We start from the raw sequence: 26,083 nt of genomic DNA on the forward strand, positions 1-26,083 counted from the left end.
GCGGCCGCTGCGTCTAGCGTCGGCCCCCCACGGGAAGGAGGTGTTGATCCAGGTCAGGCGGGAGGCGCGCCCCGACGTCCTGCTGAGGCGCGCGATCCAGGCGTCGTCTTCGCGGAGCGACCTTGACCCTGGGGTAACGCCAGTGGCGGCCGCACCCCGGGGTCTACAGGCTGCCTCTAGAAGAAGCCCAGCGGATTGATGTCGTAGCTGACCAGCAGATTCTTGGTCTGCTGGTAGTGGTCGAGCATCATCTTGTGGGTTTCACGGCCGACGCCGGATTTCTTGTAGCCGCCGAAGGCGGCGTGGGCGGGATAGAGGTGGTAGCAGTTGGTCCAGACGCGACCGGCCTTGATGCCGCGACCCATGCGGTAGGCGCGATTGATGTCGCGGGTCCAGACGCCGGCGCCGAGGCCGAACTCGGTGTCGTTGGCGATGGCCAGGGCCTCGGCTTCGTCCTTGAAGGTGGTCACCCCGATCACCGGACCGAAGATCTCTTCCTGGAAGACGCGCATCTTGTTGTGGCCCTTGAGCAGGGTCGGCTGAATGTAATAGCCGCTGGCCAGATCACCCTGCAGTTTCTCGACGTTGCCGCCGGTGAGGAATTCGGCGCCTTCCTCGCGGGCGATCTCCAGGTAGGAGACGATCTTCTCGAATTGCTGCTGGGAGGCCTGGGCACCGACCATGGTGTCGGTGTCCAGCGGATCGCCGCGCTTGATCTGGGCGATCTTCTTCATCACCGCTTCCATGAAGGGGGCGTAGATGGATTCCTGCACCAGGGCGCGCGACGGGCAGGTACAGACCTCGCCCTGGTTGAAGAAGCCCAGTACCAGACCCTCGGCGGCCTTCTCGATGAAGCTCGGCTCGGCCTGCATGATGTCTTCGAAGTAGATGTTGGGCGACTTGCCGCCCAGTTCCACGGTGCTGGGAATGATGTTCTTGGCCGCGCAGGAGAGGATGTGCGAACCCACCGGGGTGGAGCCGGTGAAGGCGATCTTGGCGATGCGGGTGCTGGTGGCCAGGGCCTCGCCGGCCTCCTTGCCATAGCCCTGCACCACGTTGAGCACGCCGGGCGGCAGCAGGTCGCCGACCATCTCGACGAACAGGGTGATGGACAGTGGGGTCTGCTCGGCGGGCTTGAGTACCACGCAGTTGCCGGCGGCCAGCGCCGGGGCCAGCTTCCAGGCGGCCATCAGCAGCGGGAAGTTCCAGGGGATGATCTGGCCGACCACGCCCAGCGGCTCGTGGAAATGGTAGCTGGCGGTGTTGTCGTTGATCTCGGCGGCGCTGCCTTCCTGGGCGCGGATGCAGCCGGCGAAGTAGCGGAAGTGATCGGCGGCCAGGGGCACGTCGGCGTTGAGCGTCTCGCGCACCGCCTTGCCGTTGTCCCAGGTCTCGGCGACGGCCAGTTTTTCCAGATTCTGTTCGATGCGGTCGGCGATCTTGAGCAGGATCAGCGAGCGGTCCTGCACCGAGGTGCGGCCCCAGGCATCGGCGGCAGCATGGGCGGCGTCCAGGGCGCGTTCGATGTCGGCGGCGTCGGAGCGGGGGAATTCACCGATCACCGAGCCGTTCACCGGGGAGGTGTTGGTGAAGTACTGGCCTTTCACCGGGGCGACGAATTCGCCGCCGATGTAGTTGCCGTAGCGGGCCTGCAGGGTCAGCAGGGCGTCTTGGGTGCCGGGAGCTGCGTAGCGCATGGTGGGTCTCCTGTTTGTTCTTGTAGGAAGAGCGGCGCTCCGATCCTGAGCAAGGCGCGGGCCAAGTCGGGCGAACCCGCATGGTTGCGGCCTTGCGGTCTTTTCCGGGGAAAGCCGCCAGCTGCCACTGTGACAGAGCTGTCACCCCTTGGCGTGACAGCTTGTCACCTGGGGGTGACAGAGTGCCCAGTCCGCCCGATTTGGCCTATGCTGGAGGCCGCGCAGACGCCCCGCGGAGGACAACGACAATGGCCGCTACCCCGTCCGATCGTCATGCCAGCCAGGTGCTCGAACTCGCCCGCGGCGCCGTCCTCGACGGCCCGGCCAGCGATCCGGCCATCGCCCGCTCCTGGCGGCGCTGTCTCGACGAACACCAACTGGACCCGGCCGCTCCGGTAGCACCCTGGGTGCTGGAGCGCGCCCGCTTCGACGAGCACCGCCAGCGCCAGCAGCGGGTGCTGCAGATCGCTCGTGGGCAGATGAATTCCCTGCACCAGCAACTGGGCGGCGCCGGCCATGCCGTGCTGCTCACCGATGCCCGCGGGCTGATCCTCGATTGCGTCACCGCCGACGCCGAGCGCGCGACCTTCCAGCAGGCCGGCCTGTGGCTGGGCGCCGACTGGAGCGAGGCCTGCGAGGGCACCAACGGCATCGGCACCTGCGTGGTGGAGCGCCAGGCGCTGACCATCCACCGCGACGAACACTTTCGCAGTCGCCATACCCAGCTGACCTGCTCGGCCAGTCCGGTCTTCGATCCGGCCGGCGAGCTGCTGGCGGTGCTGGACGTCTCCAGCGCCCGCCAGGAAGCCTCGCGCCAGGGTCAGTTCCATACCATGGCGCTGGTCAATCTCTCGGCCAAGCTGATCGAGAGCTGCTATTTCCTCGACCGCTACGCCAATGGCTATCTGCTGCGCTTCCATGCCCAGGCGGCCTATGTCGGCCTGCTCAGCGAGGGCCTGCTGGCCTTTGATGAAGAGGGGCGGATCAACGCCGCCAACGAGACCGCGCTGATGCTGCTGGGGCTGGCGCGCAGTGCGGTGCTGGGGCAGCGGATGGAAAGCCTGTTCGAGTTGCGGCAGGACGAGCTGCTGGAGCGCGCCCGCCCGCAACCCAGCGCCTGTTGGGCGTTGCGTGGCCGCCAGGGCCAGGGCTTCCACGGCCTGGTACGCGGTCCTCAGGTACGACCGGTTACCCCGGTGGCGGTGCCCAAGGCGCCCCTGCCCAGCGGCATCTGCCTGGCCGATCCGGCCCTGGCACGGGATTTCACCCGGGCGCTCAAGGTGCTGGAGCGTGACGTGCCGGTGCTGCTGCACGGCGAGACCGGCACCGGCAAGGAAGCCTTCGCCAGCGCCCTGCACCGCGCCAGCAGTCGCGCCGGCCAGGCGTTCGTCGCCCTCAATTGCGCGGCCATCCCGGAAACCCTGATCGAAAGCGAGCTGTTCGGCTATCGCGGCGGCAGCTTCACCGGAGCGCGCAAGGAAGGCATGGCCGGCAAGTTGCAGCAGGCCGATGGCGGCATCCTCTTTCTCGACGAGATCGGCGACATGCCGCTGGCGCTGCAGACCCGGCTGCTCAGAGTGCTGGAAGAGCGCCAGGTGGTCCCGCTCGGCGGCGGAGCGCCGCGCGCTCTGGACCTGCGCCTGGTGAGCGCCAGTCACCGGGATCTGGAGGCCCTGGTGGCGGCCGGCAGCTTTCGCGAAGACCTCTACTATCGCCTGCGCGGCCTGGTGGTGACCCTGCCGGCGCTGCGCGAGCGCAGTGACCGTGGCGAACTGCTCGATCAGCTGCTGGCCGAAGAGGCCCGCGGCGAGGCGATCGACCTCGATCCGGCCGCGCGTGCCTGCCTGCTGGCGCACCCCTGGCCGGGCAATGTCCGCCAGTTGCGTACCGTGCTGCGCACCCTGGTGGCCCTGAGCGAAGATGGCCAGATCGGCCTGGACGAGCTACCCGCCGACTGCCGTGGCGCCCGGCTGCCGCTGCCGTCCAGCGCGGTGCCGGTCGACAGCGCCCGCGAGGAACTGCGTGCGGTACTGGACGACTGCCACTGGCAGATGACCCGCGCCGCCAAGCGCCTGGGGGTGAGTCGCAACACCCTCTATCGCTGGCTGCATCAACACGGCCTGCAGCGCCCCCAGGACTAAGAGCCTGTTCAAAGTCTGCTGCGCGTCGGCCAAACGGCGTTGAAAATGCCTTCGGAATGCTCATTTACCACTCGTAAACTCCGCTTCCTCAGGCATTTTCGCCTTGTTTGACTCTAGCTCGCGAGCCTTTGAGCAGGCTCTAGCGCACCTGCTTGCACAGGTGGGCGATGCAGGGCGAGACGAACAGACTGCCGCGGTAGGCGCCGGCCAGGGTGCGGCTGGCGACCAGGGTCCACAGCAGCGCCAGCAGCAGCACCAGCACGGCGCCCAAGCCAGTAAAGAAGGGCGCAGCCAGGGCTTCGCCCAGGCGCAGGGTGGTCAGGGCATAGACGCCCAGGGGAAAGGTGAAGCCCCACCAGCCCAGGTTGAAGGGCATGCCGTCCCGGGCCTGGCGCTGGGTCACCAGCACCGCCAGCGCCAGCCACCAGAGTCCCAGGCCCCAGAGCAGCAGCGCACCCAGCAGGCCCAGGCCCCGGGCGATCTCGCCAATACCGATCAGGCCATGGGCGGCGAACACCGCGGGCGCAGCGCTGCCCAGCACCAGTAGCCCCAGGGCGCCGGTGGCGATCGGGCCCAGTGCCAGCCAGCTCGACGCGGCCATGCTGGCCGGCGGCAGTTTGTGCAGTGCCAGGCGCAACAGCAGGATCACCAGCAGGCTGAGGGCGACCGGGACCGAATAGGCCCAGAGCACATAGCTGGCGACGAGCACGCTGAATTGCTCGCTGACCGCCAGATGCGGCACCAGCAGGCCACCACTGGCCGCCGCCACCTCCGCGGCCACTACCGGCAGCAGCCATACGGCGGTCATCTGGTCGATGCGATGCGCCTGGCGGGTAAACATCAGATAGGGGATCAGCACTCCGCAAGCCAGCGCCATGGCCGCATCCAGCCACCAGAGGCCGAGCGCCAGGGGCACCACCGCCGCGCCCCAGCGCGGCAGGCCGAACAGCAACAGGCCGTTGATCAGCGTGGCCAGACCCATGGGGATGGTGCCGATAAACATCGAGACAGTGGCGTGGGCGAAGATTTCGCGGGCCTCGTCGAAGAACAGCAACCAGCGCGCGGCATAGAGCCCGGAGAACAGACAGAACAGCAGTACAGCGAGCAGCCAGAGGCCCTCGGCGAGGACGGGCAATCCAGGAAACCGCCAGGGACAGGCGGCCAGGGCAAGGGCCAGCACGCCGGTGCCCATGGTCATGGCGAACCAGTTGGGGGTGAACTGGCGGATCACCTCCAAGGGGCGGTCGAGCTGGCTGAAAGGTCTGAGTGCCTGGTCGGGGACAGCGGCGAAAAGCGGCATGGCAGGGCTCCTGAAAGGGAAGGCCTTCAGGCTAAGCCTGCTCGCTTATCATTAAAAATGAATGATCATGAAATATTGAACCATTTTATAGATAAGGCGCTGCCCGTGTTGGGTGGGCAGCGCCCGGGCATCAGGGCTTGGCCACGTGCCAGACCTGATTGACCCCATCACCACTGGTATCGCCCGGCTTGCTGTCCTTGACCCAGGTGTAGAGCGGCTTGCCCTGGTAGGCCCATTGCTGGCTGCCGTCGTCGCGCGTGACCAGGCTGTAGCCATCGGCGGCCTTGGCGCCCGCTGTGGCTGTCAGCGGTGGCCAGTTCTGGGCGCAGGGACCGTTGCAGGCGGACTTGCCCGCGCTGTCCTTGGCGAAGGTGTAGAGCGTCATGCCCTTGCCGTCGACGAGCACCTTGCCCAGGGCGGTGTCGGCGACCTTGGTTGGCGCGGCGGCCAGGGCCAGGCTGGCGAAGGAGAGGGTTGCAGCGGTGATCAGCAGGTGTTTCAGCATGGTCGACCTCTTGTGCTTGTTATCAGGGCGAACGGACCTACGGCGATGCGGGCATCCGGAAAGCCAGGGATGCCTTGCGCACTCTAGTCGAAATCCTGCCGGCCGGGGCGGGCGCAGCGCCGGGTTATCCGCGACGGCCATCGCTCCGGCGGCGCGGCACCCCGTGCTAACCTTGCCGCCGTTAATTCTGCAGCGGAGCCCGCCTGTCATGCACATCCACATCCTCGGTATCTGCGGCACCTTCATGGGATCGCTCGCGGTGCTGGCCAAGGAAGCCGGCCATCGCGTGACCGGCTCCGATGCCAACGTCTATCCGCCCATGAGCACCCAGCTGGAGGCCCAGGGCATCGAGTTGACCCAGGGTTACGATCCGGCCCAGCTCGATCCGGCGCCGGACCTGGTGGTGATCGGCAACGCCCTGTCGCGCGGCAATCCGGCGGTGGAATACGTGCTGGACCAGGGGCTGCCCTATGTCTCCGGTCCCCAGTGGCTGGCCGAGCACGTCCTGCAGGGTCGCTGGGTGCTGGCAGTCGCCGGGACCCACGGCAAGACCACCACCACCAGCATGCTGGCCTGGGTGCTGGAGCACGCCGGCATGAGTCCGGGCTTTCTCATCGGCGGGGTACCGCAGAATTTCGGCATCTCGGCGCGCCTGGGTGGCACGCCCTTCTTCGTGGTGGAAGCCGACGAATACGACAGCGCCTTCTTCGACAAGAGATCCAAGTTCGTCCACTACCGGCCGCGGACCACCATCCTCAACAACCTGGAATACGATCACGCGGACATCTTCCCGGATCTGGCGGCCATCGAGCGGCAGTTCCACCATCTGGTGCGGACCATTCCCAGCAGCGGCCTGATCATCCACCCCACCGCCGAAACGGCCCTGGTGCGGGTGCTGGAGATGGGCTGCTGGACCCCGGTGCAGACCACCGGCGCAGGTGGTCAATGGCAGGCCCGCCTGCTGGCCGAGGACGGCTCGCGCTTCGAGGTGATGTTCGACGGCGAGGTGCAGGGCACGGTGAACTGGGAACTGACCGGCCAGCACAACGTGGCCAATGCCCTGGCCACCCTGGCGGCGGCTCGTCATGTCGGGGTGGTGCCCGCTATGGGCGTCGCCGCCCTGAGCGAATTCCGTAGCGTGAAGCGGCGCATGGAGAAGGTCGCCGAGGTGCGTGGGGTGACCGTCTACGACGACTTCGCCCACCATCCCACCGCCATCGCCACCACCCTGCAGGGGCTGCGCGCCCGGGTCGGGAGCGAGCGGATCATCGCCGTCATCGAGCCGCGCTCCAATTCCATGAAACTGGGCGCCCACCGTGACGGCCTGCCGGACAGCGTCACCGGCGCCGACAGCGTCATCTGGTACGCCCCGCCGAATCTGGGCTGGGACCTGGCCGGAACGGCCGAGGCCTGCGCCGTACCGGCGGTGGTCTGCGATTCCCTGGACGCCATCATCGCCCGGGTCCAGGCCGAGCTGGACGGACCCACCCACGTGGTGATCATGAGCAACGGCGGTTTCGGCGGACTGCACGGCAAGCTGGCCGCGGCCCTGGAGCAGGCATGATGGCCGGCCCGGAACGCATCACCCTGGCGCTGACCGGCGCCTCCGGCTCCCAATACGGCCTGCGCCTGCTGGACTGCCTGGTGCAGGAGGAGCGCGAGGTGCACTTCCTCATCTCCAAGGCCGCGCAACTGGTGATGGCCACCGAGACCGACGTGGTGCTGCCACCCAAGCCCCAGGCCATGCAGGCCTTTCTCACCGAATACACCGGCGCGGCCCCTGGCCAGGTACGGGTATTCGGCCAGAGCGACTGGATGGCGCCGCCGGCGTCCGGTTCCAGCGCCCCGGCGGCCATGGTGGTCTGCCCCTGTTCCACCGGCACCCTCTCGGCCATCGCCACCGGCGCCAGCAACAACCTCATCGAGCGCGCCGCCGACGTGGCCCTCAAGGAGCGACGGCAGCTGATCCTGGTGCCACGCGAGTCGCCGTTCTCCAGCATCCACCTGGAGAACATGCTCAAGCTGTCCAACCTGGGCGTGACCATCCTGCCGGCCTCGCCGGGCTTCTACCACCAGCCGCAGACCCTCGACGACCTGGTGGACTTCGTGGTGGCGCGCATCCTCAATACCCTTGGCATCCCCCAGGACATGCTGCCGCGCTGGGGCGAACATCACCTGTCCGGCAACGATGACTAGGGCGGTGCGCCTCGGTCTGCTGCTGACGGCCATGCTGGTCCTCGGCGGTTGCGCCACGGCGCGCACCCTGGACGCCGCCAAGCCCGGCGCGCCGGTGGTCTATGCCGGTACCCGGCTGGATCTCTATGCGCTGCAGGGCGGCTGCTGCGCCCAGGAGCGCTTCGGTGCCGAGGCACCGGCCTGGCCGGTGCTGGACCTGCCCGCCAGCGCCCTGCTCGATACCCTGCTGCTGCCGTTGTCCCTGCCTGCCGCCATCGGTGGGCGGGGCAGTGTGCGTGGCGGCCTCTAGAACGCCTTCAGCAACTCGCCAAGCCTGGCCATGGCCGCCTCGCTGCGGGCGTCCCAGGGATGACCGCAGTTGAGTCTGATGCAGTGGCGAAAGCCCTGCTGCGCGGAAAAGATCGGCCCCGGCGCCAGGCTGATGCCCTCGGCCAAGGCCTGGCGGTAGAGCGCCAGGCTGTCCACGCGCTCCGGCAGTTCGAACCAGAGAAAGTAGCCGCCCTGGGGCCGGCTGACGTGGGTGTCGGCGGGAAAATAACGCCGCGCCGCGGCCAGCATGGCCTGGCGCTGGCGGTCGAGACTCAGGCGCAGGCGACGCAGGTGGCGATCGTAGCCGCCATGCTGCAGATAGTCGGCCAGGGCGGCCTGGGCCGGCATCGAGGGGGTGATGGTGGTCATCAGTCGCAGCCGGGCGACGGCGCCTGCCTGACGGCCGGCGGCGATCCAGCCGATGCGATAGCCGGGCGCCAGGCATTTGGAAAAGGAGCCGCAGTGCAGCACCAGGCCGTCGCGGTCGAAGCGCTTGATGGGGCGGTGCGGTTCGCTGCCGCTGTAGAGCTCGGCATAGACGTCGTCTTCCAGCAGGGGCACCTGATGGCGTTGCAGCAGGCCATAGAGGCGCTGCTGGGCGCGGTCATCGAGACTGACCCCGGTGGGATTCTGCAGGCCGCTCATGAACCAGCAGGCCTTGATCGGCAGGCGACTCAGGGCCTCTTCCAGGGCATCGAGATTGAGGCCGTGCTCGGGGTCCACCGGGATTTCCACCGCCTTGAGCTGCAGCCGCTCCAGTACCTGCAGGCTGGCGTAGAAGGCCGGGCTTTCCACCGCGACCAGATCGCCGGGGCGGGTCAGACTCTGCAGGCCCAGGTTGAGGGCTTCCAGGGCGCCGTGGGTGATCACCAGTTCTTCGCCGACCTCGGGCATGCCGGCCAGGCCGTAGCGCCGGGCGATCTGCCGCCGCAGTTCGGGATGGCCGGGGGTGACGTAGGCGGTGAGATCCTGGGCGGGCAGGTCGCGCAGGCCGTGGGCCATGCTGCGGGCCAGGCGCGCCAGGGGAAAGAGATCGGGGCTGGGAAAGGCCGAGCCGAAGGGGACGATGTCCGGGTCCTGCAGCGACTGCAGTACCGAATAGACCAGGTCGCTCACCGCGACTTCGGTGCCCTCCAGGGGCGCCAGCAGTGGCGCCGCGTCCCGCGCCCGGGCCGGTTCACGAACGAAATAGCCGGATCGTTCGCGGGCCTCGATCAGGCCGCGACTCTCCAGCAGGTAATAGGCCTGGAACACCGTGGAGGGGCTGATGCCGTGGGTCTGGCTGGCGTTGCGCACCGACGGCAGCCGCTCGCCGGGGGCGAGAACGCCGCGGGTCATCAGGGTGGCGAGCTGGTCGGCGAATCTTTCGTAGCGCTTCATGCAGGGCCAGGGCAGGGGAGACCGTCACTATAGCGAGCACGGCGCCATCTGATCCGGTTTTTCCCGTGTCTACCTGCTGCTGTAACGCGAGCGCCTCGGGGCCTAAGCTTTACCCATCCCTTTCTGGCATCCCTCGGAGGCAGCCATGGACGATGGTATCTTCATGATTCTCTTCAGCCTGCTCGCGCTCATCCTGCTCGGCGGCGGCTACTACGCCTGCGTGGTATTGAACAAGGACCGGCGCGACGTGGAAAAGAACGATCAGCTGCGCTGATCGCCCAGGGCGCAGACATCCACCCAGCGCGCCTCGCTGAGGGCGGCCAGCCGCTCCGGCGTGAGGCGCACGCAACTGTGGATGGCACCCGCGGCCGGTAGCACCTCATCGAAGGCTTTCAGCGATTCGTCGCAATAGACCGGCAGCGGGGTGGCCAGCCCGAACGGGCAGACGCCGCCCACCGGATGCCCGGTGAGGCCTTCTACGGTGTCAGCATCGAGCAGCTTGGCCTTGCCACCGAAGGCGGCCTTGAGCTTGCGGTTGTCCAGGCGTGCATCGCCGCGAGCCACCAGCAGCAACAGCTGCTCCCCAACTTTCAGTCCCAGGGTCTTGGCGATCCGCCCCGGTTCCACGCCATGGGCGGCTGCAGCGAGGGTGACGGTCGCGGTACTGGTGGTGGCCTCGAGGATCTCGAGGTCGGGAGCGATGCGGGCGAGGTGCTGGCGGACGGAGTCGAGGCTCATGGGCGTTCCTTGTGTCTAGGTCAGAGCCGACCGTGCCGTGTCAATCGGCTGCTGTCCAGTTTTCGCAGGCCAGATCGGCGACCCGGCTGAACTCCCGCAGATTGTTGCTGACCAGGATCAGCGCCCTGGCGCGGGCATGGGCGGCGATCCACAGATCGTTGTTGCCGATGATCTTGCCCTGGCGCTCCAGCTCGGCGCGGATGGCGCCATAGTGTTCGGCGCATTCCGTATCCAGCTCCAGCACGGCGATCTGCTGGCGGAGCTGTTCCAGGATCGTCCGGGTGCGCTCGGGTTGCTGACTCTTGGCCGCGCCATGACAGAGCTCACCCCAGGTGATCGCAGACATCGCCAGTTCATCGCGACCATGCCGGGCGAAGCGCTCACGGACCTGCGGCGGATTGTGCTTGGCGATGTAGATGCAGATGTTGGTGTCGAGCAGGTAGCGAGCAGGCACTAGAACTCTTCCCGCGCCTGGGGTGGGCTGTCTTCCCGTTCCAGGGTCGCCAATGACAGCGCGGCCAGGGTGTCGAAGATATCGGCGGCATCTGGCCGCAATTCCCGCAGAACGATCTCGTCGCCGCGGCGGAAGATTTCCACCCGATCCGATTCGAAGCGAAATTCCTTGGGCAGGCGTAAGGCCTGGCTGTTACCGGACTTGAACACGCGGGCTTCGGCCATGGATGTCTCCTTGAAGCGTATATACGAGGTAGTATATACGTCTCACTGGAGTGATCAAGCGCCTCTCAACACTCCACGAAGGTCACGGCCAGGCCGCCGCGCGAGGTTTCCTTGTACTTGCTGTGCATGTCCGCGCCGGTTTCCTTCATGGTGCGGATCACCTGGTCGAGGGAGATGAAGTGCTCGCCGTCGCCGCGCAGGGCCATCTGGGCGGCATTGATCGCCTTGACCGCGGCGATGGCGTTGCGCTCGATGCAGGGCACCTGCACCAGGCCGCCGACCGGGTCGCAGGTCAGTCCCAGGTTGTGCTCCAGGCCGATCTCGGCGGCGTTTTCCAGCTGCGCCGGGCTGGCGCCCAGCACCTCGGCCAGGCCGGCGGCGGCCATGGCGCAGGCCGAGCCGACCTCGCCCTGGCAGCCCACCTCGGCGCCGGAGATGGAAGCGTTCTTCTTGCACAGGATGCCGACCGCGGCAGCGGCCAGCATGAAGCGCACCACGTCGTCGTCGCAGGCGTCGGGATTGAATTTCATGTAGTACATCAGCACCGCCGGGATGATCCCGGCCGCGCCATTGGTGGGCGCGGTGACCATGCGCCCGCCGGCGGCGTTTTCCTCGTTCACCGCCAGGGCGAAGAGGTTGACCCATTCCATGGCGGAGAGGGTGGAACCTATGACGTTGGGCTTGCCGATGGCCTGCAGACTCTGGTGCAGGCGGGCGGCGCGCCGGCGCACCTTGAGGCCGCCGGGCAGGATGCCCTCGTTGGCGAGACCGTTCTGCACGCATTCGCGCATCACGCCCCAGATGCGTAGCAGGCCGCTGCGGATCTCTTCCTCGGAGCGCCAGCTCTTCTCGTTGGCCAGCATCAGCTCGGCCACGCCCAGGCCATGGCTGCGGCACAGGTGCAGCAGCTCGGCGCCGCTGGAGAAGTCATAGGGCAGTTCGGTGGTGTCGCTGTCCAGCACGCCGCTGGCGGCCTGGGCGGCGTCCACCACGAAGCCGCCACCGATGGAGTAGTAGGTGGCTTCAGCCACTTCACCGGTGGTGCCAAAGGCGGTCAGGGTCATGGCATTGGGATGGTAGGGCAGGCTTTCTTCCAGCAGCAGCATGTCTTCCTGCCAGTTGAAATGGACCGCCTGGCGGCCGGCCAGCAACAGCGTGCGCTCGTTGCGTAGGACCTCGATGCGCGGTTCGACGGCGGCGGGATCGACGCGATCCGGCCATTCGCCCATCAGACCGATCAGGGTCGCCCGGTCGGTGCCATGGCCGATCCCGGTGGCCGACAGTGAGCCATAGAGGCGCACCTCGACTCGCTTGACCTGTTCCAGCAGACCTTCGTCGACCAGGCGCTGGGCGAAGAGGGCACCGGCCCGCATCGGGCCCACGGTATGGGAACTGGACGGACCCACGCCGATTTTGAACAGGTCGAAGACGCTGATGGCCATGTCGGTAATCCCTGATTGAGCTTGAATGGTCGCCAGACAAGCTGCCGGCGGATGGCTCATAGTGGTGATAAGCCTTCAACTCGCACAAACGAAAGCTTCTAAGCGATCCTTTAGCGGAACTCATCGATGAGCCGGATCCTCAATGCTCAAACCCAGGCCTGGTTGCAGGTGTTCGTCTGCGCCGCTCGGCACCTGTCCTTCACGCGCTGCGCCGAAGAGCTGCATGTGACGCCTGGCGCCATCAGTCAGCAGATGCGCCAGCTGGAAGAGCGCCTGGGCTTCAAGCTGTTTCACCGGGTGGCCCGAGGCCTGGAGCTGACCGCCGAGGGCCAGCGCCTGGCGACCACCCTGAACCAGGCCTATGGGCTGATCGACGCCGAATTGCGCCGCCTCAATGCCGGTCAGTTCGGCGGCGTGGTGCGCCTCAGGTCGATTCCCTCGTTCTTGGGCAAATGGCTGACCCCGCGGCTGCCGCGGCTGCAGGCGCGCTTTCCCGACCTGCAACTGCGGCTGGTGGCCGAAGACAGCAGCTGGTCGCTGCGCGAGGGCGAATTCGACCTGGCCATCGATCTCAACGACGGCAGCTATCCGGGCCTGGCCTCGACGCCGCTGATGGACGAAGAGATCTTTCCGGTCTGCGCGCCCAGCCTGCTGGTGGGGCGACCGCCGCTGGAGCGGCCGGAGGACCTGGAATTCTATCCGCTGCTGCACGACATCACCGCCTGGCGCGGCAGCTACGAATACGCCGAATGGGAGTTCTATCTGGCCAGTATCGGTGCGCCGGCGCTGGATGTGCGGCGGGGGCACACCTTCAATCGCAACCACCTGACCATCGAGGCGGCCATCGCCGGCATGGGCGTCGCCATCGCCCGCCGCGCCCTGATCACCGACGAACTGGCCCGGGGCGTGCTGGTGGTGCCGCCCTTCGGGCGTTCGGTGCCGGCGCAAAAGAGATACATGCTGCTCTATGCCCAGGGTGCCCTGGCCGATCCCCGCCTGCGCGCCCTGCACGACTGGCTGGTGCAGGAGGTCGACCAGATGGTGCTGGTGCAGCCGGCATAGGAGCCACTGTCTGATCGCGACCAGGTTGGTCTGCCGATGTGGAGTCCGGCGTAGCTTGGGTTGGGCGCCGCGAAGCCCAACAGCGCTTGCCTCGGCACCGGCGATGTCGGGCTTTCGACGATGGCGCCCTTTCAACCCAGTCTAAGGTTGATTACGCCCAGCAGGCTGCTCCTGCCAGCGACCAAGCCTTCAACGGCCCAGCTTGCGCAGCTCGTCCGATTCCACCACCCGCACGCCCTTGCCTTCTTCCAGGGCCAGGCGCCACAGCGCGCGGGCCAGGACGGCGGCTTCGATGCCGTGCCATTTGCCGGGCAGCCATTGCGACAGAGGGGCGGCCAGGCGCTCGCCGAGGCGCTCTTCCTGGCGCTGGCCGATCAGCAGCGACGGCCGGGCCAGGGTCAGTTGCGTCCAGCCCTGGGCACGCAGGGCTTCTTCCAGCTCGCCCTTGACCTTGTTGTAGAAGATCGAGGACTGGGAGTCGGCGCCGATGGCGCTGACCACGATGTAGTGGCGGGCCCCCAGTTCCAGGGCACGCTGGCCGACCGCCAGGGGCAGGCCGTAATCCACGGCGCGAAAGGCCGCTTCGGAGCCGGCCTGCTTCATGGTGGTGCCCAGGCAGCAGAAGGCCACGTCCAGCGGGCCTTCCAGGGTCGGCAGCAGGCTGTTGAGGTCACCCACCGGATTGTCCAGCCGGGCGTGCTCCGCCAGGGGACGGCGCGTTGGCGCCAGCACCCGGGGGACCGTCGGCTCGTTGAGGAGGCGGTCGAGCAGGTGTTCGCCGGTCAGGCCAGTGGCGCCGGCGATGAGGGCATGCTGAGGCGTCAGGTACACGGGGCTCTCCTTGTAGCGGCGACCGCTGATGTCAGATTGGACCTCAGACGTTCCGGTTGTTCGTCAAAGCCCTGGTCAAAGCCGGCAGTCAGCGACTCGCGCGCCAGGCGCGCCACTTCTGCAGGACGGCGGGCGGTGCCCACAGCTGGGGCTCGGAGGGATCGAAGCCTTCGGTCTTCTCGCGTACCGACACGGTGTCGCGGGCACGCTGGAAGGCCTGCTCGGGATCGTCGGTGTGCTGGAAGGCCTCGGCGAACAGGGCGCGGCCGAAATAGGTGAAGTCGGCTTCGTCGGTGCAGCCGAAGGAGGTCCGATCGGCCTTGGAAGCGGTCATCACCAGGGTGTGGTCGTCCTGCAGTTGCGGGATGAAGCCGCCGCTGTAGCAGCTGGAGACGATGATCAGCTTGTCGCGGCCGCGCAGGGGCGCGAGCAGGCGGCCAAGCTCCGCTGCCGGCAGGCTGGAGAGATCCAGGCCCGGCTGGGAGAGCACCAGCTGATGGTCGGCCGAGCCGTGACTGGTCAGGTAGATGAGGATCAGGTCTTCGGGACCGGTGCGCTGGGCCAGCGCCTGCAGGCTCTGGTAGAGATTCTCGCGGGTGGCCAGCGGATGGTCGCTGCGGATGTCCTTGGCGTTGATCAGATGGACGACGTCGCGGGCGCCCCAGGTGGTGGTCAGGAAGTTGGCCACATAGTTGGCTTCGCGCTGGAACACACCCTGGCCACCGTCACCGGCCAGGACCAGGCCATAGAGTTCGGTGGCGGGGGTGGACGCCGGAATCTGCTGCAATTCCTGGTCGAGCACCTTGCCCTGGTCGAGCAGGGCGCGTTCCAGGGGATCGGCGATGTACTGGCCCTGGTCGTCGCGGATGCGCTTGCCACCCTCCCAGAGACCGCGTTCCACCTGACCGTCGGCGCGGGTCAGGACGCCCATGCCGGCATAGACGCCGTCGGCGAAGTTGCCGCGGTAGACGCTGCCGTCGCTGTTGGTAAGCACGCCCTGGCCGTCGAACTTCCAGTTGCGAAAGGCGCCGCGGTACTGGCTGCTGTCGCTGCCGACGAATTCGCCGTTGCCGGTCAGCTCGCCGCCACTGAAGCGCCCGCGCCAGAGGTCGCCGCCGGCACTGCGATAGACGCCGGCACCTTCGAACTGGTCGTCGACGAATTCGCCGTCATAGCGATCGCCGCCCGGCTCCTGCCATTGGCCGACGCCGTTGAGGTGGCCGTCGTTGAAGGTGCCGATGGTCTGGGTGCCGTCGCTGTCGAGCTTGGAGCCCTGGCCCTGCATACGGCCGTTGACGAAGCTGCCGTGATATTCCCAGCCGCTGCTGCTGATCAGGTTGCCCTGGCCATGGTAGAGGCCACGGCGAAAGGTGCCCTGGTAGTAGGTGCCATCGGCGAATTGCTGTTCACCGGGCCCCTCGGCCAACCCGTCCTTGAAGCGGCCCTTGAGCCAGTTGCCGTTGGGCCACTCGATACGTCCGCTGCCATTGAGCAGGCCGCTGACGATTTCGCCGGTATAGACCCCGCCATCGGGCAGTCTCACGCTGCTCGCGTTGGGCGCCGCCTGAGCAGTGCAGGCCGCCAGCAACAGCGCGGCGAGGGCGAGACGGGGCAGGAGGACGCTCATAGGTGGGGTCGGCGGGCGCGTTAATGCGCCTCGAGCCGGACCAGATGACGCTCCAGCGTCGCGGAGTAGGGTTCCAGGAGACGTTCCACGCAACTGGCCCCGGCGGGGCTGGCGATGGTGCGGATACGGGCGCGTTTACGCAGCAGCTCGTCCTCGGCGATGCTCTGCTCGACCAGCAACAGGTTGCGACTGTGGCGACTCAGCGCCTGGGCATTGCGTACGGTGGTGTTTTCCAGCAATTGGGCAAGCTCCAGGCCGGCGAGGCGTTCGCCCTGCGTCAGACCCAGTTGCAGCTGCAGGGTTGCACCGCTGCCGACCACTTCCACCTGCAGCGCATGACCGAGGGCACGCATGATCTCGCCGCAGCAGAGCGCGCGGGTCAGGTAGTCGTCGTCGTCACTGCGTTCGTGGAAGAGAATCAGGCTGCCGCCGTCCTTGAGAGTGTGGAGTTCGCCATCGTAGAGCTCGGTGGCCTGCTGCAGGCAGTCACGATAGCGCTCCAGCAGCTGTTCGAGGCGGCTGCGTGGCAGCCGGCTGAGCTGGTCCTGGGCGCCGAGCTGGATGGACAGCACCGCCGAGGTGACGATGTCGGGCTCGGTGGGCACCGCCGGGGCCGGAGTGGGTGGCGGTTCGGTAAAGGACTCAGGTACCAGCTCGGCGAAGGCATCGGCGTCCGGTTCGCTGTCGGCGCCCGCGGCGGGCGCCTTGCGCGCGGCCGGTTTGGCGGCGGCAGCCTTGCGTGCGGGCGGCGGCTTGACGCTCAGACCACCCTGCTCGTCGGCGAAGGGATCGTCGTCCTCGGCCTCAGCCACTTCCGGCTTGGGCGGCTTGGGTGGCTTGGGCGGGACCAGGCGACTCTGCAGCTGGCGAGCCAGGTCGCCCAGTTCGTCGAGACGGCCGGCGCCCGGTGCCGGGTCATCGGGATCGCGCAGCCAGACGCGCAGTTCCAGCAGCGGAATCGACAGCTGACGACCGAGCCGCAGGCTGAGAATCAGCGTAAGCGCCAGCAGGATCAGGCCCAGCAGGCCCATGTTCTGCAGGCTGATCATCATCGGCTGCTGGAACTGGTCCATGTCCAGCGCCAGGCGCACCTGACCGGCGGTGACGTCCTGGAAGCGGATCGGCGTGCTGTAGATGCCATCGGTGGCGGTCAGCAGGCCCTGGCTCGGGCGCGTGCCGGACTCGGCCAGCACCCGGTTGTCCGGGCTGTAGACCGCGGCATGGGCCACCAGCGGATTGCGCGCCAGGTTGCTCAGCAGCACATTGAGGCTGAGATTGTCGTTGGCGACCAGCAATTCGGCGGCGGAATTGGCCGTCTGGGTCACCAGGCTCTGGCCGACGGCGTCGGCCTGCTGCTGCATGGCATGGCGGAACTGCATGCTCATGATGCCGGCATAGATCACCAGGGCAGCCGCCACCAGCAGCAGGCTGTGGGAAACGATGCGCAAGGCCACCGGCACACGACGCTGGCGCAGGGCTCGGTAGATCAGCAGGAAGAAATTATCGGGCTTGACGGTCGCGGGGCGGGTCACAGAAATCGTTTCTTTGGACAAAAAATGTGCGGCCAGTATAACCAGCGTGCCAGGGGTGCGAAAACGGCGAATACAGGGCTTCGCCCGCAAAAGAGGCCGGCGGTGGACTCACTCCGCCAGCCGGTGCCCACGGCTCGGCACCGCCGAGGCGAAAGGGTAGACTGCGCGCTTTTCCGCGAGGGTATCGCCATGCAAGACGTTATCGGACTCCAGGCAGTGGGCATCCTGCCCGCCGACTGGTTGGCGGCTCTCACCGGCGCCCTGGCCGCGGCCGGGGCCCGGCTGGAATCGCTGCAGCAGCAGGGTCTGGACAACAGTGCCGCGGTGACCCTGCTGGTCAGTCCGGCGAGTGCCGGCGCGGCGCTGGGGCAGGCGCTGCAGGCCCTGGGGCTGCAGGTGGCGCCCCTGGCGCAGCCGGCGCCGGACACCGGCGAAGCCCATGTCCTGACGCTGATGGGCCGCACCCTGGCCGATCTGCCGCTGACCCGCCTGGCCGCGCTGTGCCGCGAGCATGGCCTGAACATCCATGCCATCCGCGCCCTGAGCGAGCCGGGCGCGACCGAACGGGCCGCCCTGGAGCTGCGCGTGACCGGCGAGCCGCACGAACCCCAGGCGCTGCGCGCGGGCCTGCTGGCGCTGGCCCAGGAAGGCCAGGCCGACATCGGCTGGCAGCCGGATGAGCTGCAGCGTCAGCACCGCCGGCTGGCGGTGTTCGACATGGACAGCACTCTGATCCAGGCCGAGGTCATCGACGAGCTGGCCAAGGCTGCCGGTATCGGCGAGCGGGTCGCGGCCATCACCGAGCGCGCCATGCGCGGCGAGATCGACTTCCGCGCTAGCTTCACCGAGCGCATGGCGCTGCTGCAGGGCCTGTCCGAGGAAGTGCTGGAAGACATCGGTGCCGGGCTGCGCCTGACCGAAGGGGCCGAGCGGCTGTTCGCCGAGCTGAAGCGGCTCGGCTACAAGACCGCCATCCTTTCCGGCGGCTTCACCTACTTCGCTCGCCAGGTGCAGGCGCGGCTGGGCATCGACTACGTCTATGCCAACGAACTGGAGATCGTCGACGGCAAGCTGACCGGTCGCGCCGTCGAGCCCATCGTCGATGCCCAGCGCAAGGCCGATCTGCTGCAGGAACTGGCCAGTCGTGAAGGCCTGACGCTGGAGCAGACCATCGCCGTGGGCGATGGCGCCAACGACCTGCCGATGCTGGCCCTGGCCGGTCTGGGCGTGGCCTTTCGCGCCAAGCCGCTGGTGCGCCATTCCGCCCGCCAGTCGGTGAGCGTGCTGGGCCTGGATGGCGTGCTCTATCTGCTCGGTGTGGAAGATCGCCATACCCGCGGTTGAGTCCGCGCGCTGCGAGCCTCCCGAGCCCTAGTGCTCGGGATGGAATTCGTAGTCCATAGCCTGACTGGGCTCCTGCAGATAGTAGCCCTGGATGAAGTGCACCCCGACCTGCCACAGCTGGGCCAGCACGCTGGCGCTCTCGACGAAGGGAGCGATGGTCTGGACGTTCTGCGCGCTGAGTTCGGCGACCAGGGCCTTGAGGCGCTCCTGGTGGTCCGGTTGCGCCAGGTCCTTGATCAGCTTGCCCGACAGCTTGACGTAATCCGGTACCAGCAGGCGCAGCGCCGCCAGCGGCGGATCGCCGGCGGCAAAACCGCTCAGGGTGACCGGATGTCCCTGGCGCCGCAGCCGCTGCGCCATGGCCAGGGCCTGCTCCGGCTGAGCCAGCAGGTCTTCTTCGCTGAGCTGGAAGATCACCGCCTCGGCGTCCAGCTGCTGCGCCTGCAGGGTTTCCCGCAGCCAGGGCAACAACTCCAGATCGCCCAGGGTCGCCCCCGAAAGATGCACGAAGATGCGCGTGCCATGGCCGCGGGCGCGGTGCTCGCCGAGCTGGCGCATGGCCTGGTGGATCACCCAGCGATCGATCTGGCCGCTCAGGCCGCTGTCGCGGGCGGTGCGGGCGAATTCGGCCGGTGAGACCTCCTCACCCTGGGGATTGATCAGGCGCAGCAGCGCCTCGTAGTACTCGTGGCTGCCGCCGCGCAGGCCGATCACCGGCTGGAACAGCAGGCGGAAGCCGTTCTGCTGCAGGGCCTGCTTGACCATGGCCACCAGATTGCCGCGATTGGCGGCGGCGGCCAGCTCTTCCTGGGGGTCGTAGCGTTTGCAGGCATTGCCGCCACGCTGGGCGACCTGGCGCGCGGAGCGATGCGCACGGTCCACGAGGTCGCCGGCGCTCTTGGCCTGGCTGTCCAGGCTGACCACGCCGATGGAATAGCTGATGGCCAGGGTGCGCCCGGCCAGGGTCAGCGGCTGGCGCTCCTGGCGGCCGAGCAGGCGCTCGAAGGCACTGTCCAGGCTGGCGTCGGCCGCCTGTGGCAGGAGGGCGGTAAAGGCGTCGTCGGCGAAACGCGACAGGGTCACCAGGGTGCCGAAGTGTTCGCGCAGGCGCTCGGCCAGGACCACCAGCAATTCGTCCATGGCGCCTATGCCCAGCTCGGCCAGCAGGGTCGGATAGCGGTCGATGCTCAGGTAGGCGAAGCTGGCCGGGGCGCCGAGCCGGGCGCGTTCCAGGGCGTCCTCGAGCAATTCGAGCATGCGGCTGCGATTGAGCAGACCGGTCAGGATGTCCTGGAAGCGCACCTCGCGCAGCTGTTCCTCGAGGGCCTCGGCGGCCGGGGCCGCGCGTTCCTCGCGCAGGTGCAGCTGCACGCAGGGTTCGTCGAGATAGATGGCTGGCGTCAGGCCCAGGGTTACGCCGAAGGTGCTGCCGTCCTGGCGGACGCAGCGGCAGTCCAGTTCGAGGGGGCGGGGATCGTCGCGCAACTGGCGAAAGGCCTCGCGCAGCGCCGGCTGGTCGGCGGCGGCGATGAGGTCCATCAGCGGCGTGATTTCCAGGTCTTCCGCGGACGGATAGCCCAGCAGCTCCACATAGGCCGAGTTGACGTGGATATGCAGGCCGTCGTGGACATAGGCGACCGCTTCCACGGCGTTGGCCAGCAGCAGCTGGCAGCGCTGCTCGGCCTCGGCCAGGGCCTGTTCCAGGCGCCGGCGTTCGTGGCGCTCGGCCAGGTTGCCGAGTTCGCGCAGACTGGCCAGCAGTAGGTGTTCGTCGTTGTCGCTGGCGATGCCGTCGCGGGCGCCGAGGCGCAGGGCCTCGAGCACCGCCGCGGGATCGTCCGGCGCCACTCGCTGGATGACGGCGAGCTGGGGGACGCGGCGGCGCAACTGGCGCAGGGCGGCCAGGCTGTCGAGTTCCGGCGAGGGTGGGGCGAGGATGGCGAGGTCCCAGGACTGGGACAGCAGTTCGTCGAGACCCGCGGGGTCGGCCAGGCGCTGGGCCCGTGTCGCCCGTCCGGCATTGCGGAACAGGCTGACCAGGCGTTCCGCCTCGTTCTGCGATGCTTCGAGCAGTAACAGGCGGATCGCGCTGTGTTCGGCGGCCATGGTCTATTCGCGCCCTGGCGATAACGATGATTCAGCGAAGCTACAGAGACTTCCACAGCGAGTCAAAGTCTTCTTCCTGACGCGCGCCGCCGCCCGTGGATCCGCCGCTGGGCTGCGTACCGCTCTGCTCCAGCAGGTGATATTCGAAGACGCTGAAGCTGACCGTCATGCTGCGCCGCCGGTCGAGCATGCCGCGCTGCTCGTTGCCCTGCTGGTTGATCTGCACCTTGCTACCTTCCTGGAAGGGCAGTCGCGGTGCGATCAGCGTCGGCGCCTGGTCGATGGCCTTGATCTCCGGCAGCAGCAGGGCGCGCAGGTACTGACTGTTCTGCTCGGCCTTGCGCAGCAGCTGCAGCCCACAGGGGCGCGCGGTGGGCGCCAGCAGTTCGACGCCCATCTGGGTCCCGCTGCCGGGCACCTGGCGGACCCAGCGCACCACCGCCGGGCCCCAGTTGTGATCCTCGGGCAGGCGCACGCCGAGCAATTCGCCGGCCTGCAGTTGCTCGGGCACCTCGCCACTCCAGCTCAGGCAATAGCCGCCCGGACTGTGGTTGACCACCTGCACCGCATGGATCGGAAAAGCCGGACTGGCCGCCTCGCCGTCACCGGGCAGGACGTCGTAGTGGATCTCTTCCAGATTCTCGGCGCTCCAGTCCAGGGCGTCGGGTGCCTGGGTGTCGGCATCGAAGGCCAGCGACCAGACGTCGTCCTTGGGCTTGGGCGCAAAGGCGTCCGGCACGACCGTGGCCGACAGGCGCAGGGTGTCGGCGAACGCCTGGCCACCCGCGAGCTGATAGTGCAGGGCACTCATGCCGATGCAGACCTGCACCTGACCCTGGCCGGGCATGCGCTGGAAGGCGCGATCCGCCTCCTGGCCCCAGGCCCCCACCAGGTGTTGCAGCAGATCCAGGGACAGATCGCCGTGCACCGGCAGGCGCGCCCGCGGCCGCTGTTCCGGGGCCAGCGCCAGGTAGTCCTCGATGGCCTGCACCAGCTGCTGCGGCGCGAGACCGAGAAGACCGTTGAGATTGGCCTCGCGCAACAGCGAGCGATAGCGTGGCGGGGCGTCGATCTGCGGCGCCACCACCATCAGGGTGCCGTTCTGCTCGGGGCCTTGCAGACGGATCAGGCTGGCCCAGTCGTCCAGGTGCAGGGTCAGCTGGGCGATGTGGCTCTGGCGCAACTGGTTGCAGCGCGCGGCGCCGAACAGCAGGGCGGCGCCATAGGCCTGGGTGATGGTCTGGCTGCCGTCGCCGGGCAGCAGTTCATCGCGAATCTTCTGGTTGTGCAGGCCGGTGGTCACCGCCAGCCGATAGAGCTGGTGCAGCTCCAGCCAGAGATTGTCGTGCACCGGGGTGTAGAGCTGGGCGGCGCGGATCAGCGGCCCGAGCAGGGCGCGCAGGGCACGCTGGATGGCGGTCGCCAGCAGCGTGCTGCGTTCGCCACGATCGCTTTCCTCGACCACGATCAGCTTGTAGCCGGCCGCCAGCAGGTTCTGCAGGGCCTGGCAGAGATTGGCCACCTTGCGCGAACGCTCGTCGAGCACGATGGCCTGGTTGAGCACATGGCGTTCCAGCAGCTGGCAGACCCGCTGCACGTCCGGGCGCAGGGATTCGAGCAGGCGCAGACGCGCTTCCGGCGTCAGGATCAGCCGATTGAGTTCCAGCAGACCCTGGTAGAGCAGCCGGGCGAATTCGCCCAGCTTGGCCCGCGGCAATTGCTCCAGCCAGCGCTTGAGGCCGGCCGGGGTGGCGTCACAAAACGTCAGGCTGCGCTGATCGGGTGTCGGTACCCGCAACATGAGCTGTGGCCTTTTGCTATCCATTGGCCGCGCACACTCCTGTTTCGATGGGCAGTGAACCGCGCATCTAGGCGAGAGGCCCTGGCTCGGAAACGGTGGTCAAGGGGGCTGGCGTGGTCGGAACGCCCAGCAGTTGCCCCATGTTGACGGTGGACAAGGCGCCGAGTTCAGCGGACCAGTTCACCGCTTCCGGGCCGAACAGCACGATGGCGGTGGAGCCCAGCTTGAAGCGACCCAGCTCGTCGCCGGTGCGCAGAGTGATGGGTGCGCGCGCGGCCTCGTCGTAGGCGAAGCGCTTGAGTTCGCGCCTGGGCGGCGTGACCAGACCGGCCCAGACCGTCTCGATGCTGGCGACGATCATGGCGCCGACTAGGATGACCGCCATGGGCCCCACGGCGGTGTCGAAGATGCACACCACCCGCTCGTTGCGGGCGAACAGCTCAGGCACGTTCTCGGCGGTGAGCTGATTGACCGAGAAGATGCGCCCGGGCACATAGACCATCTCCTTCAGGGTGCCGGTGAGCGGCATGTGCACCCGGTGGTAGTCCTTGGGCGACAGGTAGATGGTGGCGAACTGACCGCCCATGAAGGGCGCGGCGCGCAGGCCGTCGCCGCCGAGCAGCTCCAGCAGGCTGTAGCTGTGACCCTTGGCCTGGAAGATGCGGCCATGCTCGATGCGACCGAGCTGGCTGATGGCGCCGTCGCTCGGGCTGACCACCGCGTCGGCTGCGGCCGGCAGCGGACGGGCGCCGGGCTTCAGGGCGCGGGTGAAGAAGGCGTTGAAGTTCTCGTAGGCGGTAGGGTCTTCCACCTGGGCCTGGCGCATGTCGACGTCATAGTGACGGACGAACCAGCGGGTCAGCAGATTCTTGAACCAGGGCGCCCGGCACTCGGCGAAGCCACCGATCAGCCGCGACAGCAGATGGTGCGGCAGCAGGTGCTGGGCGAGGATGAACAGACGGTCTTGCAGTTTCATGAGAGGTCCTTGGCAATCATTCGATCGGGGTGTCGGGGTGGTTGCCCCATTCGCCCCAGGAGCCGGCATAGGCTTTGACACGCGGGTAGCCCAGGGCCTTGGCCGCGAGGTAGGTGAAGCCGGATCGGTGATGGGTCTGGCAGTGGGTGATGATTTCCTTGTCGCGGGTGATGCCCAGGCGCTCCAGTTCGGTGGCCAGGTCCTCGCGGATGCGCAGCTGGCGCTCGCGATCCATGCCGGCGGTCCATTCGAAGTTGATCGCCCCGGGAATGTGCCCGCCACGGGCGGTCAGCACCTTCTCGCCGCGGTATTCATCGGCGCCCCGGGCGTCCCAGATGGTCAGGTCCTCGGCGCCCAGCCGGCTCTGCAGATAGGCGCGGCTGGCGGTGGGCTCTTCGTGCAGGGTCAGGGCGACCGGGGCCCCGGCCGTGGTGGGGACCGCGGTGCTCAGCGGCAGGCCGGCGGCGATCCAGCCCTGGCGCCCGCCGTTGAGGTAGTGATAGTGGCCGTGCCCGATGACGTCCAGCAGCCAGATGAAGCGTCCGGCCCAGCCGCCGCCTTCATCGTCATAGACGACGTAGACGGCTTCTTCGCGTTGCCCCAGTTCGCCGAACAGCTGTTCCAGGTCCGCCTGGGCCGGCAGCAGGCCGGGCGCCGGCTTGCTGCCCAGCTGGGTGCGCGCGGGTGCGACATGGCGCGCGCCGGGCAGATGACCCTCGGCATAGTGGGCGGCGCTGCAGAGATCCACCAGGATGAGTTCGGGCGCATCCAGGCGCGCCGCGAGATCGGCCGGTTCGATCACCAGGGGCAGGGCGGAAAAGGGCATCGCGGATTTCCCGTCGGTCCGTAGCAAAGGTGAAGTGTACCGAGGTTGACCGGCCAGCGTCAGGTCGGTCGTGCCCGCGGACGGTTGGCAAAGGTGCCGATGGCGCGCTCGATGCAGGTGAAGGTCTTGTCCAGCGCAGCGCTGCGCCGCGGGTCTGCCGGCTGCAGTTCGCTGTCCAGGATCGCCACCAGCACCACCCGTTCGCCAAAGCCCAGACTGCGCAGCCACAGCCGCTCGTTGCTGAACAGCCGGCGCAGATCGGCGGGCAGGTGCGGCGCGAAGCGCGCCCGGTTGTCGTCATCGATGCGCAACTGGCCGGGGCTGCCGAACAACTTGGCCAGCAGCGGGTGGCTGGCGATGTCCAGTTGCAGACCGGGGGCGTCGTCTAGGCCATGGTGCAGCTGGACATTGCCCTTCTGACCGTTGCGATCCGGGGTCAACAGCAGCAGCCGCGGCAGACCGCAGGCCACCAGCGCCTGGCGAGCGCAATCGAACAGCTGGGGCAGGGTGGCGAAGGCGCTGGGCGTGTGCAGCAGCTGCTCGCAGAGTCCGCGCCAGCGCTGTGCCTGACTTTCGCTGGCGACCTGCACCCGGGGCACCGGCTTGAGGCGCCGTTCGCCCGGTGGCCAGACCAGGCCCTCGGCCGGGTGCCAGAGGCCGGGCCGCGCATGGCGCTGGGCATCCTGCACCGCCAGTTCGTGGCTGCGACTCTGCACCCGCGCCAGCGGCAGTTGCAGATAGAGGGCGCTGAAACGCTGCCAGCGCAGGGTGTGGGGGCCGTCCCAGGCTTGGTGGCTGGCCAGCGCCAGACCGTTGGCCAGCAGGATGGTGTTGCCGGGATGGGTCAGCCAGCGCCGCAGGTTGGGGTCGTCGTCAAGGCGCTGCTGCTGTTCGAGGGGATCGTCGCCATGGGCGATGTGCAGCGCCCTGACCAGCTGCCGGCGATCCTGGTCCAGCAGGCGATAGCCTTCCACGATCCACTCGGGCAGCTGCCAGTGACGGGCTAGTGCCTGGCACAGGCGGATCGCCGGCACGCCGAGCAATTCGCGCTCGACCCTGAGCGCCGGTTCGCCTTCGCCCAGCACCCGTCGCTCCCATTCCTCGAAGAGTTCCGGATAGCGGGTCGCCAGCGGCCAGAGCGGCGCCAGAAAGAGCAGGGCGGCCAGGCGGATGTCCGGCCACAGCCGCGCCAGGGGGACGCCGAACAGGCCCAGCCCGAGGGTCATGGCGTGCTGGCTGACCAGGCACAGCTGCCGCAGCGGACGCGGCAGGCGCTCCTCGGACAGAGTCGGCTGGCGGGCGATCAGGTACTCCGCCGGCCCGAGACCGACGCGGCCGAGCACGGCTTCCAGGCTGGCGGCCGGATCGCCGAGGCTGGCATGGCCGCGATTGGCCTCGCGCAACAGGGCCAGCGCCAGGGGGGGTGACTCGCAGAGCCGTTCGGCGATCTCATGCAACGCCAGACGGCCATCGGCCAGGGCGCGGCGCAGGCGCTCCGCGCTGGCGGTGGCTACCGGCAGGCGCACGCCTTCCAGGTGTTTGACCCAGTCTTCGACGGTGTTCGGGCGGCTGGACATACGACGGTCGCCTTG

General features: G+C 67.9%; 23 protein-coding genes. 7 read left to right on the forward strand and 16 right to left on the reverse strand.

All coding sequences use genetic code 11. The features are described from left to right. Positions 1-176: 176 nt before the first annotated feature. Positions 177-1,697 (reverse strand): aldehyde dehydrogenase family protein, encoded by a 1,521-nt coding sequence (locus AABM56_RS02420; RefSeq protein ID WP_133862354.1) that lies wholly within the window; start codon positions 1,695-1,697, stop codon positions 177-179. A gap of 248 nt (positions 1,698-1,945) precedes the next feature. On the opposite strand from AABM56_RS02420, the gene AABM56_RS02425 reads away from it, so the two are divergent. Next, positions 1,946-3,838: a sigma-54-dependent Fis family transcriptional regulator gene (locus AABM56_RS02425; protein WP_133862353.1), complete on the forward strand. Its 1,893-nt coding sequence runs from the start codon at positions 1,946-1,948 to the stop codon at positions 3,836-3,838. 139 nt (positions 3,839-3,977) lie between these two features. On the opposite strand, the gene AABM56_RS02430 is transcribed toward AABM56_RS02425, so the two are convergent. Then, positions 3,978-5,138, reverse strand: coding sequence for a C4-dicarboxylate ABC transporter (locus AABM56_RS02430; RefSeq protein WP_133862352.1), 1,161 nt, complete (start codon positions 5,136-5,138; stop codon positions 3,978-3,980). Positions 5,139-5,268: 130 nt separating this feature from the next. Beyond that, positions 5,269-5,643 carry a hypothetical protein gene (locus tag AABM56_RS02435; RefSeq protein WP_133862351.1) on the reverse strand — a complete coding sequence of 125 codons (375 nt, stop codon included), beginning with the start codon at positions 5,641-5,643 and terminating at the stop codon, positions 5,269-5,271. 208 nt (positions 5,644-5,851) lie between these two features. On the opposite strand from AABM56_RS02435, the gene mpl reads away from it, so the two are divergent. From mpl to AABM56_RS02450, 3 genes are read left to right on the forward strand one after another with little or no spacing between them, the layout of a single operon-like run. Continuing rightward, a complete protein-coding gene (gene mpl / locus AABM56_RS02440; RefSeq protein WP_133862350.1) occupies positions 5,852-7,207 on the forward strand; it encodes a UDP-N-acetylmuramate:L-alanyl-gamma-D-glutamyl-meso-diaminopimelate ligase in 1,356 nt (451 codons plus the stop codon). Continuing rightward, on the forward strand, positions 7,207-7,839 hold the full coding sequence (gene ubiX / locus AABM56_RS02445) for a flavin prenyltransferase UbiX (protein WP_007161189.1): 633 nt from the start codon (positions 7,207-7,209) through the stop codon (positions 7,837-7,839). The genes mpl and ubiX overlap by 1 nt, the downstream gene beginning before the upstream one ends. Then, positions 7,832-8,128 carry a YceK/YidQ family lipoprotein gene (locus tag AABM56_RS02450; protein WP_133862349.1) on the forward strand — a complete coding sequence of 99 codons (297 nt, stop codon included), beginning with the start codon at positions 7,832-7,834 and terminating at the stop codon, positions 8,126-8,128. The genes ubiX and AABM56_RS02450 overlap by 8 nt, the downstream gene beginning before the upstream one ends. Here the strand turns inward: AABM56_RS02450 and AABM56_RS02455 are convergent. Beyond that, a complete protein-coding gene (locus tag AABM56_RS02455) occupies positions 8,125-9,528 on the reverse strand; it encodes a PLP-dependent aminotransferase family protein (protein WP_133862348.1) in 1,404 nt (467 codons plus the stop codon). The genes AABM56_RS02450 and AABM56_RS02455 overlap by 4 nt on opposite strands. A 145-nt stretch (positions 9,529-9,673) precedes the next feature. On the opposite strand from AABM56_RS02455, the gene AABM56_RS02460 reads away from it, so the two are divergent. Further along, the gene (locus AABM56_RS02460) at positions 9,674-9,802 is read left to right on the forward strand and encodes a hypothetical protein (protein WP_007161186.1); all 129 of its coding nucleotides are present in this window, start codon (positions 9,674-9,676) and stop codon (positions 9,800-9,802) included. Here AABM56_RS02460 and AABM56_RS02465 read toward each other — a convergent pair. From AABM56_RS02465 to AABM56_RS02480, 4 genes are all read right to left on the reverse strand, one after another. Beyond that, the gene (locus tag AABM56_RS02465; protein WP_133862347.1) at positions 9,790-10,266 is read right to left on the reverse strand and encodes a YbaK/EbsC family protein; all 477 of its coding nucleotides are present in this window, start codon (positions 10,264-10,266) and stop codon (positions 9,790-9,792) included. The genes AABM56_RS02460 and AABM56_RS02465 overlap by 13 nt on opposite strands. 40 nt (positions 10,267-10,306) lie before the next feature. After that, the gene (locus tag AABM56_RS02470) at positions 10,307-10,720 is read right to left on the reverse strand and encodes a type II toxin-antitoxin system VapC family toxin (protein ID WP_133862346.1); all 414 of its coding nucleotides are present in this window, start codon (positions 10,718-10,720) and stop codon (positions 10,307-10,309) included. Next, complete coding sequence (locus AABM56_RS02475) at positions 10,720-10,944, reverse strand: antitoxin (protein ID WP_133862345.1); 225 nt, start codon at positions 10,942-10,944, stop codon at positions 10,720-10,722. Before AABM56_RS02475 ends, AABM56_RS02470 begins: the two co-directional genes overlap by 1 nt. A 65-nt stretch (positions 10,945-11,009) precedes the next feature. Beyond that, a complete protein-coding gene (locus AABM56_RS02480) occupies positions 11,010-12,386 on the reverse strand; it encodes an L-serine ammonia-lyase (protein WP_133862344.1) in 1,377 nt (458 codons plus the stop codon). A 126-nt stretch (positions 12,387-12,512) separates the two neighbouring features. Between AABM56_RS02480 and AABM56_RS02485 the strand changes: the two genes are divergently transcribed. Beyond that, positions 12,513-13,448 carry a LysR substrate-binding domain-containing protein gene (locus tag AABM56_RS02485; protein ID WP_133862343.1) on the forward strand — a complete coding sequence of 312 codons (936 nt, stop codon included), beginning with the start codon at positions 12,513-12,515 and terminating at the stop codon, positions 13,446-13,448. A 189-nt stretch (positions 13,449-13,637) separates the two neighbouring features. On the opposite strand, the gene AABM56_RS02490 is transcribed toward AABM56_RS02485, so the two are convergent. The 3 genes from AABM56_RS02490 to AABM56_RS02500 all read right to left on the reverse strand — a co-directional run bounded on the left by AABM56_RS02490 (position 13,638) and on the right by AABM56_RS02500 (position 17,438). After that, entirely contained in the window at positions 13,638-14,279 is a 642-nt protein-coding gene (locus AABM56_RS02490) for an oxidoreductase (protein WP_007161182.1), read from the reverse strand. An 88-nt stretch (positions 14,280-14,367) separates the two neighbouring features. Beyond that, complete coding sequence (locus AABM56_RS02495) at positions 14,368-15,906, reverse strand: C13 family peptidase (RefSeq protein ID WP_133862342.1); 1,539 nt, start codon at positions 15,904-15,906, stop codon at positions 14,368-14,370. Between the two features lie 20 nt (positions 15,907-15,926). Continuing rightward, a complete protein-coding gene (locus tag AABM56_RS02500) occupies positions 15,927-17,438 on the reverse strand; it encodes an AhpA/YtjB family protein (RefSeq protein ID WP_133862341.1) in 1,512 nt (503 codons plus the stop codon). Positions 17,439-17,627: 189 nt separating this feature from the next. Between AABM56_RS02500 and serB the strand changes: the two genes are divergently transcribed. Continuing rightward, positions 17,628-18,782 (forward strand): phosphoserine phosphatase SerB, encoded by a 1,155-nt coding sequence (serB, locus tag AABM56_RS02505; RefSeq protein WP_347883814.1) that lies wholly within the window; start codon positions 17,628-17,630, stop codon positions 18,780-18,782. A gap of 27 nt (positions 18,783-18,809) precedes the next feature. Here serB and AABM56_RS02510 read toward each other — a convergent pair whose 3' ends face one another. The 5 genes from AABM56_RS02510 to AABM56_RS02530 form a co-directional block, all read right to left on the reverse strand. Continuing rightward, positions 18,810-20,888, reverse strand: a complete 2,079-nt coding sequence (locus tag AABM56_RS02510) for an EAL domain-containing protein (protein WP_347883815.1) — start codon at positions 20,886-20,888, stop codon at positions 18,810-18,812. 40 nt (positions 20,889-20,928) lie between these two features. Next, a complete protein-coding gene (locus AABM56_RS02515) occupies positions 20,929-22,689 on the reverse strand; it encodes a molecular chaperone (protein WP_347883816.1) in 1,761 nt (586 codons plus the stop codon). A 67-nt stretch (positions 22,690-22,756) separates the two neighbouring features. Further along, positions 22,757-23,665: an archaetidylserine decarboxylase gene (gene asd, locus AABM56_RS02520; protein WP_347883817.1), complete on the reverse strand. Its 909-nt coding sequence runs from the start codon at positions 23,663-23,665 to the stop codon at positions 22,757-22,759. Between the two features lie 16 nt (positions 23,666-23,681). Beyond that, positions 23,682-24,491: a rhodanese-like domain-containing protein gene (locus AABM56_RS02525; RefSeq protein WP_133862336.1), complete on the reverse strand. Its 810-nt coding sequence runs from the start codon at positions 24,489-24,491 to the stop codon at positions 23,682-23,684. Positions 24,492-24,550: 59 nt separating this feature from the next. After that, complete coding sequence (locus AABM56_RS02530) at positions 24,551-26,068, reverse strand: HDOD domain-containing protein (RefSeq protein ID WP_133862335.1); 1,518 nt, start codon at positions 26,066-26,068, stop codon at positions 24,551-24,553. Positions 26,069-26,083 lie beyond the last annotated feature (15 nt).

Source organism: Pseudomonas aestiva (genome assembly GCF_039908605.1).
Taxonomy (GTDB): domain Bacteria; phylum Pseudomonadota; class Gammaproteobacteria; order Pseudomonadales; family Pseudomonadaceae; genus Chryseomonas; species Chryseomonas aestiva.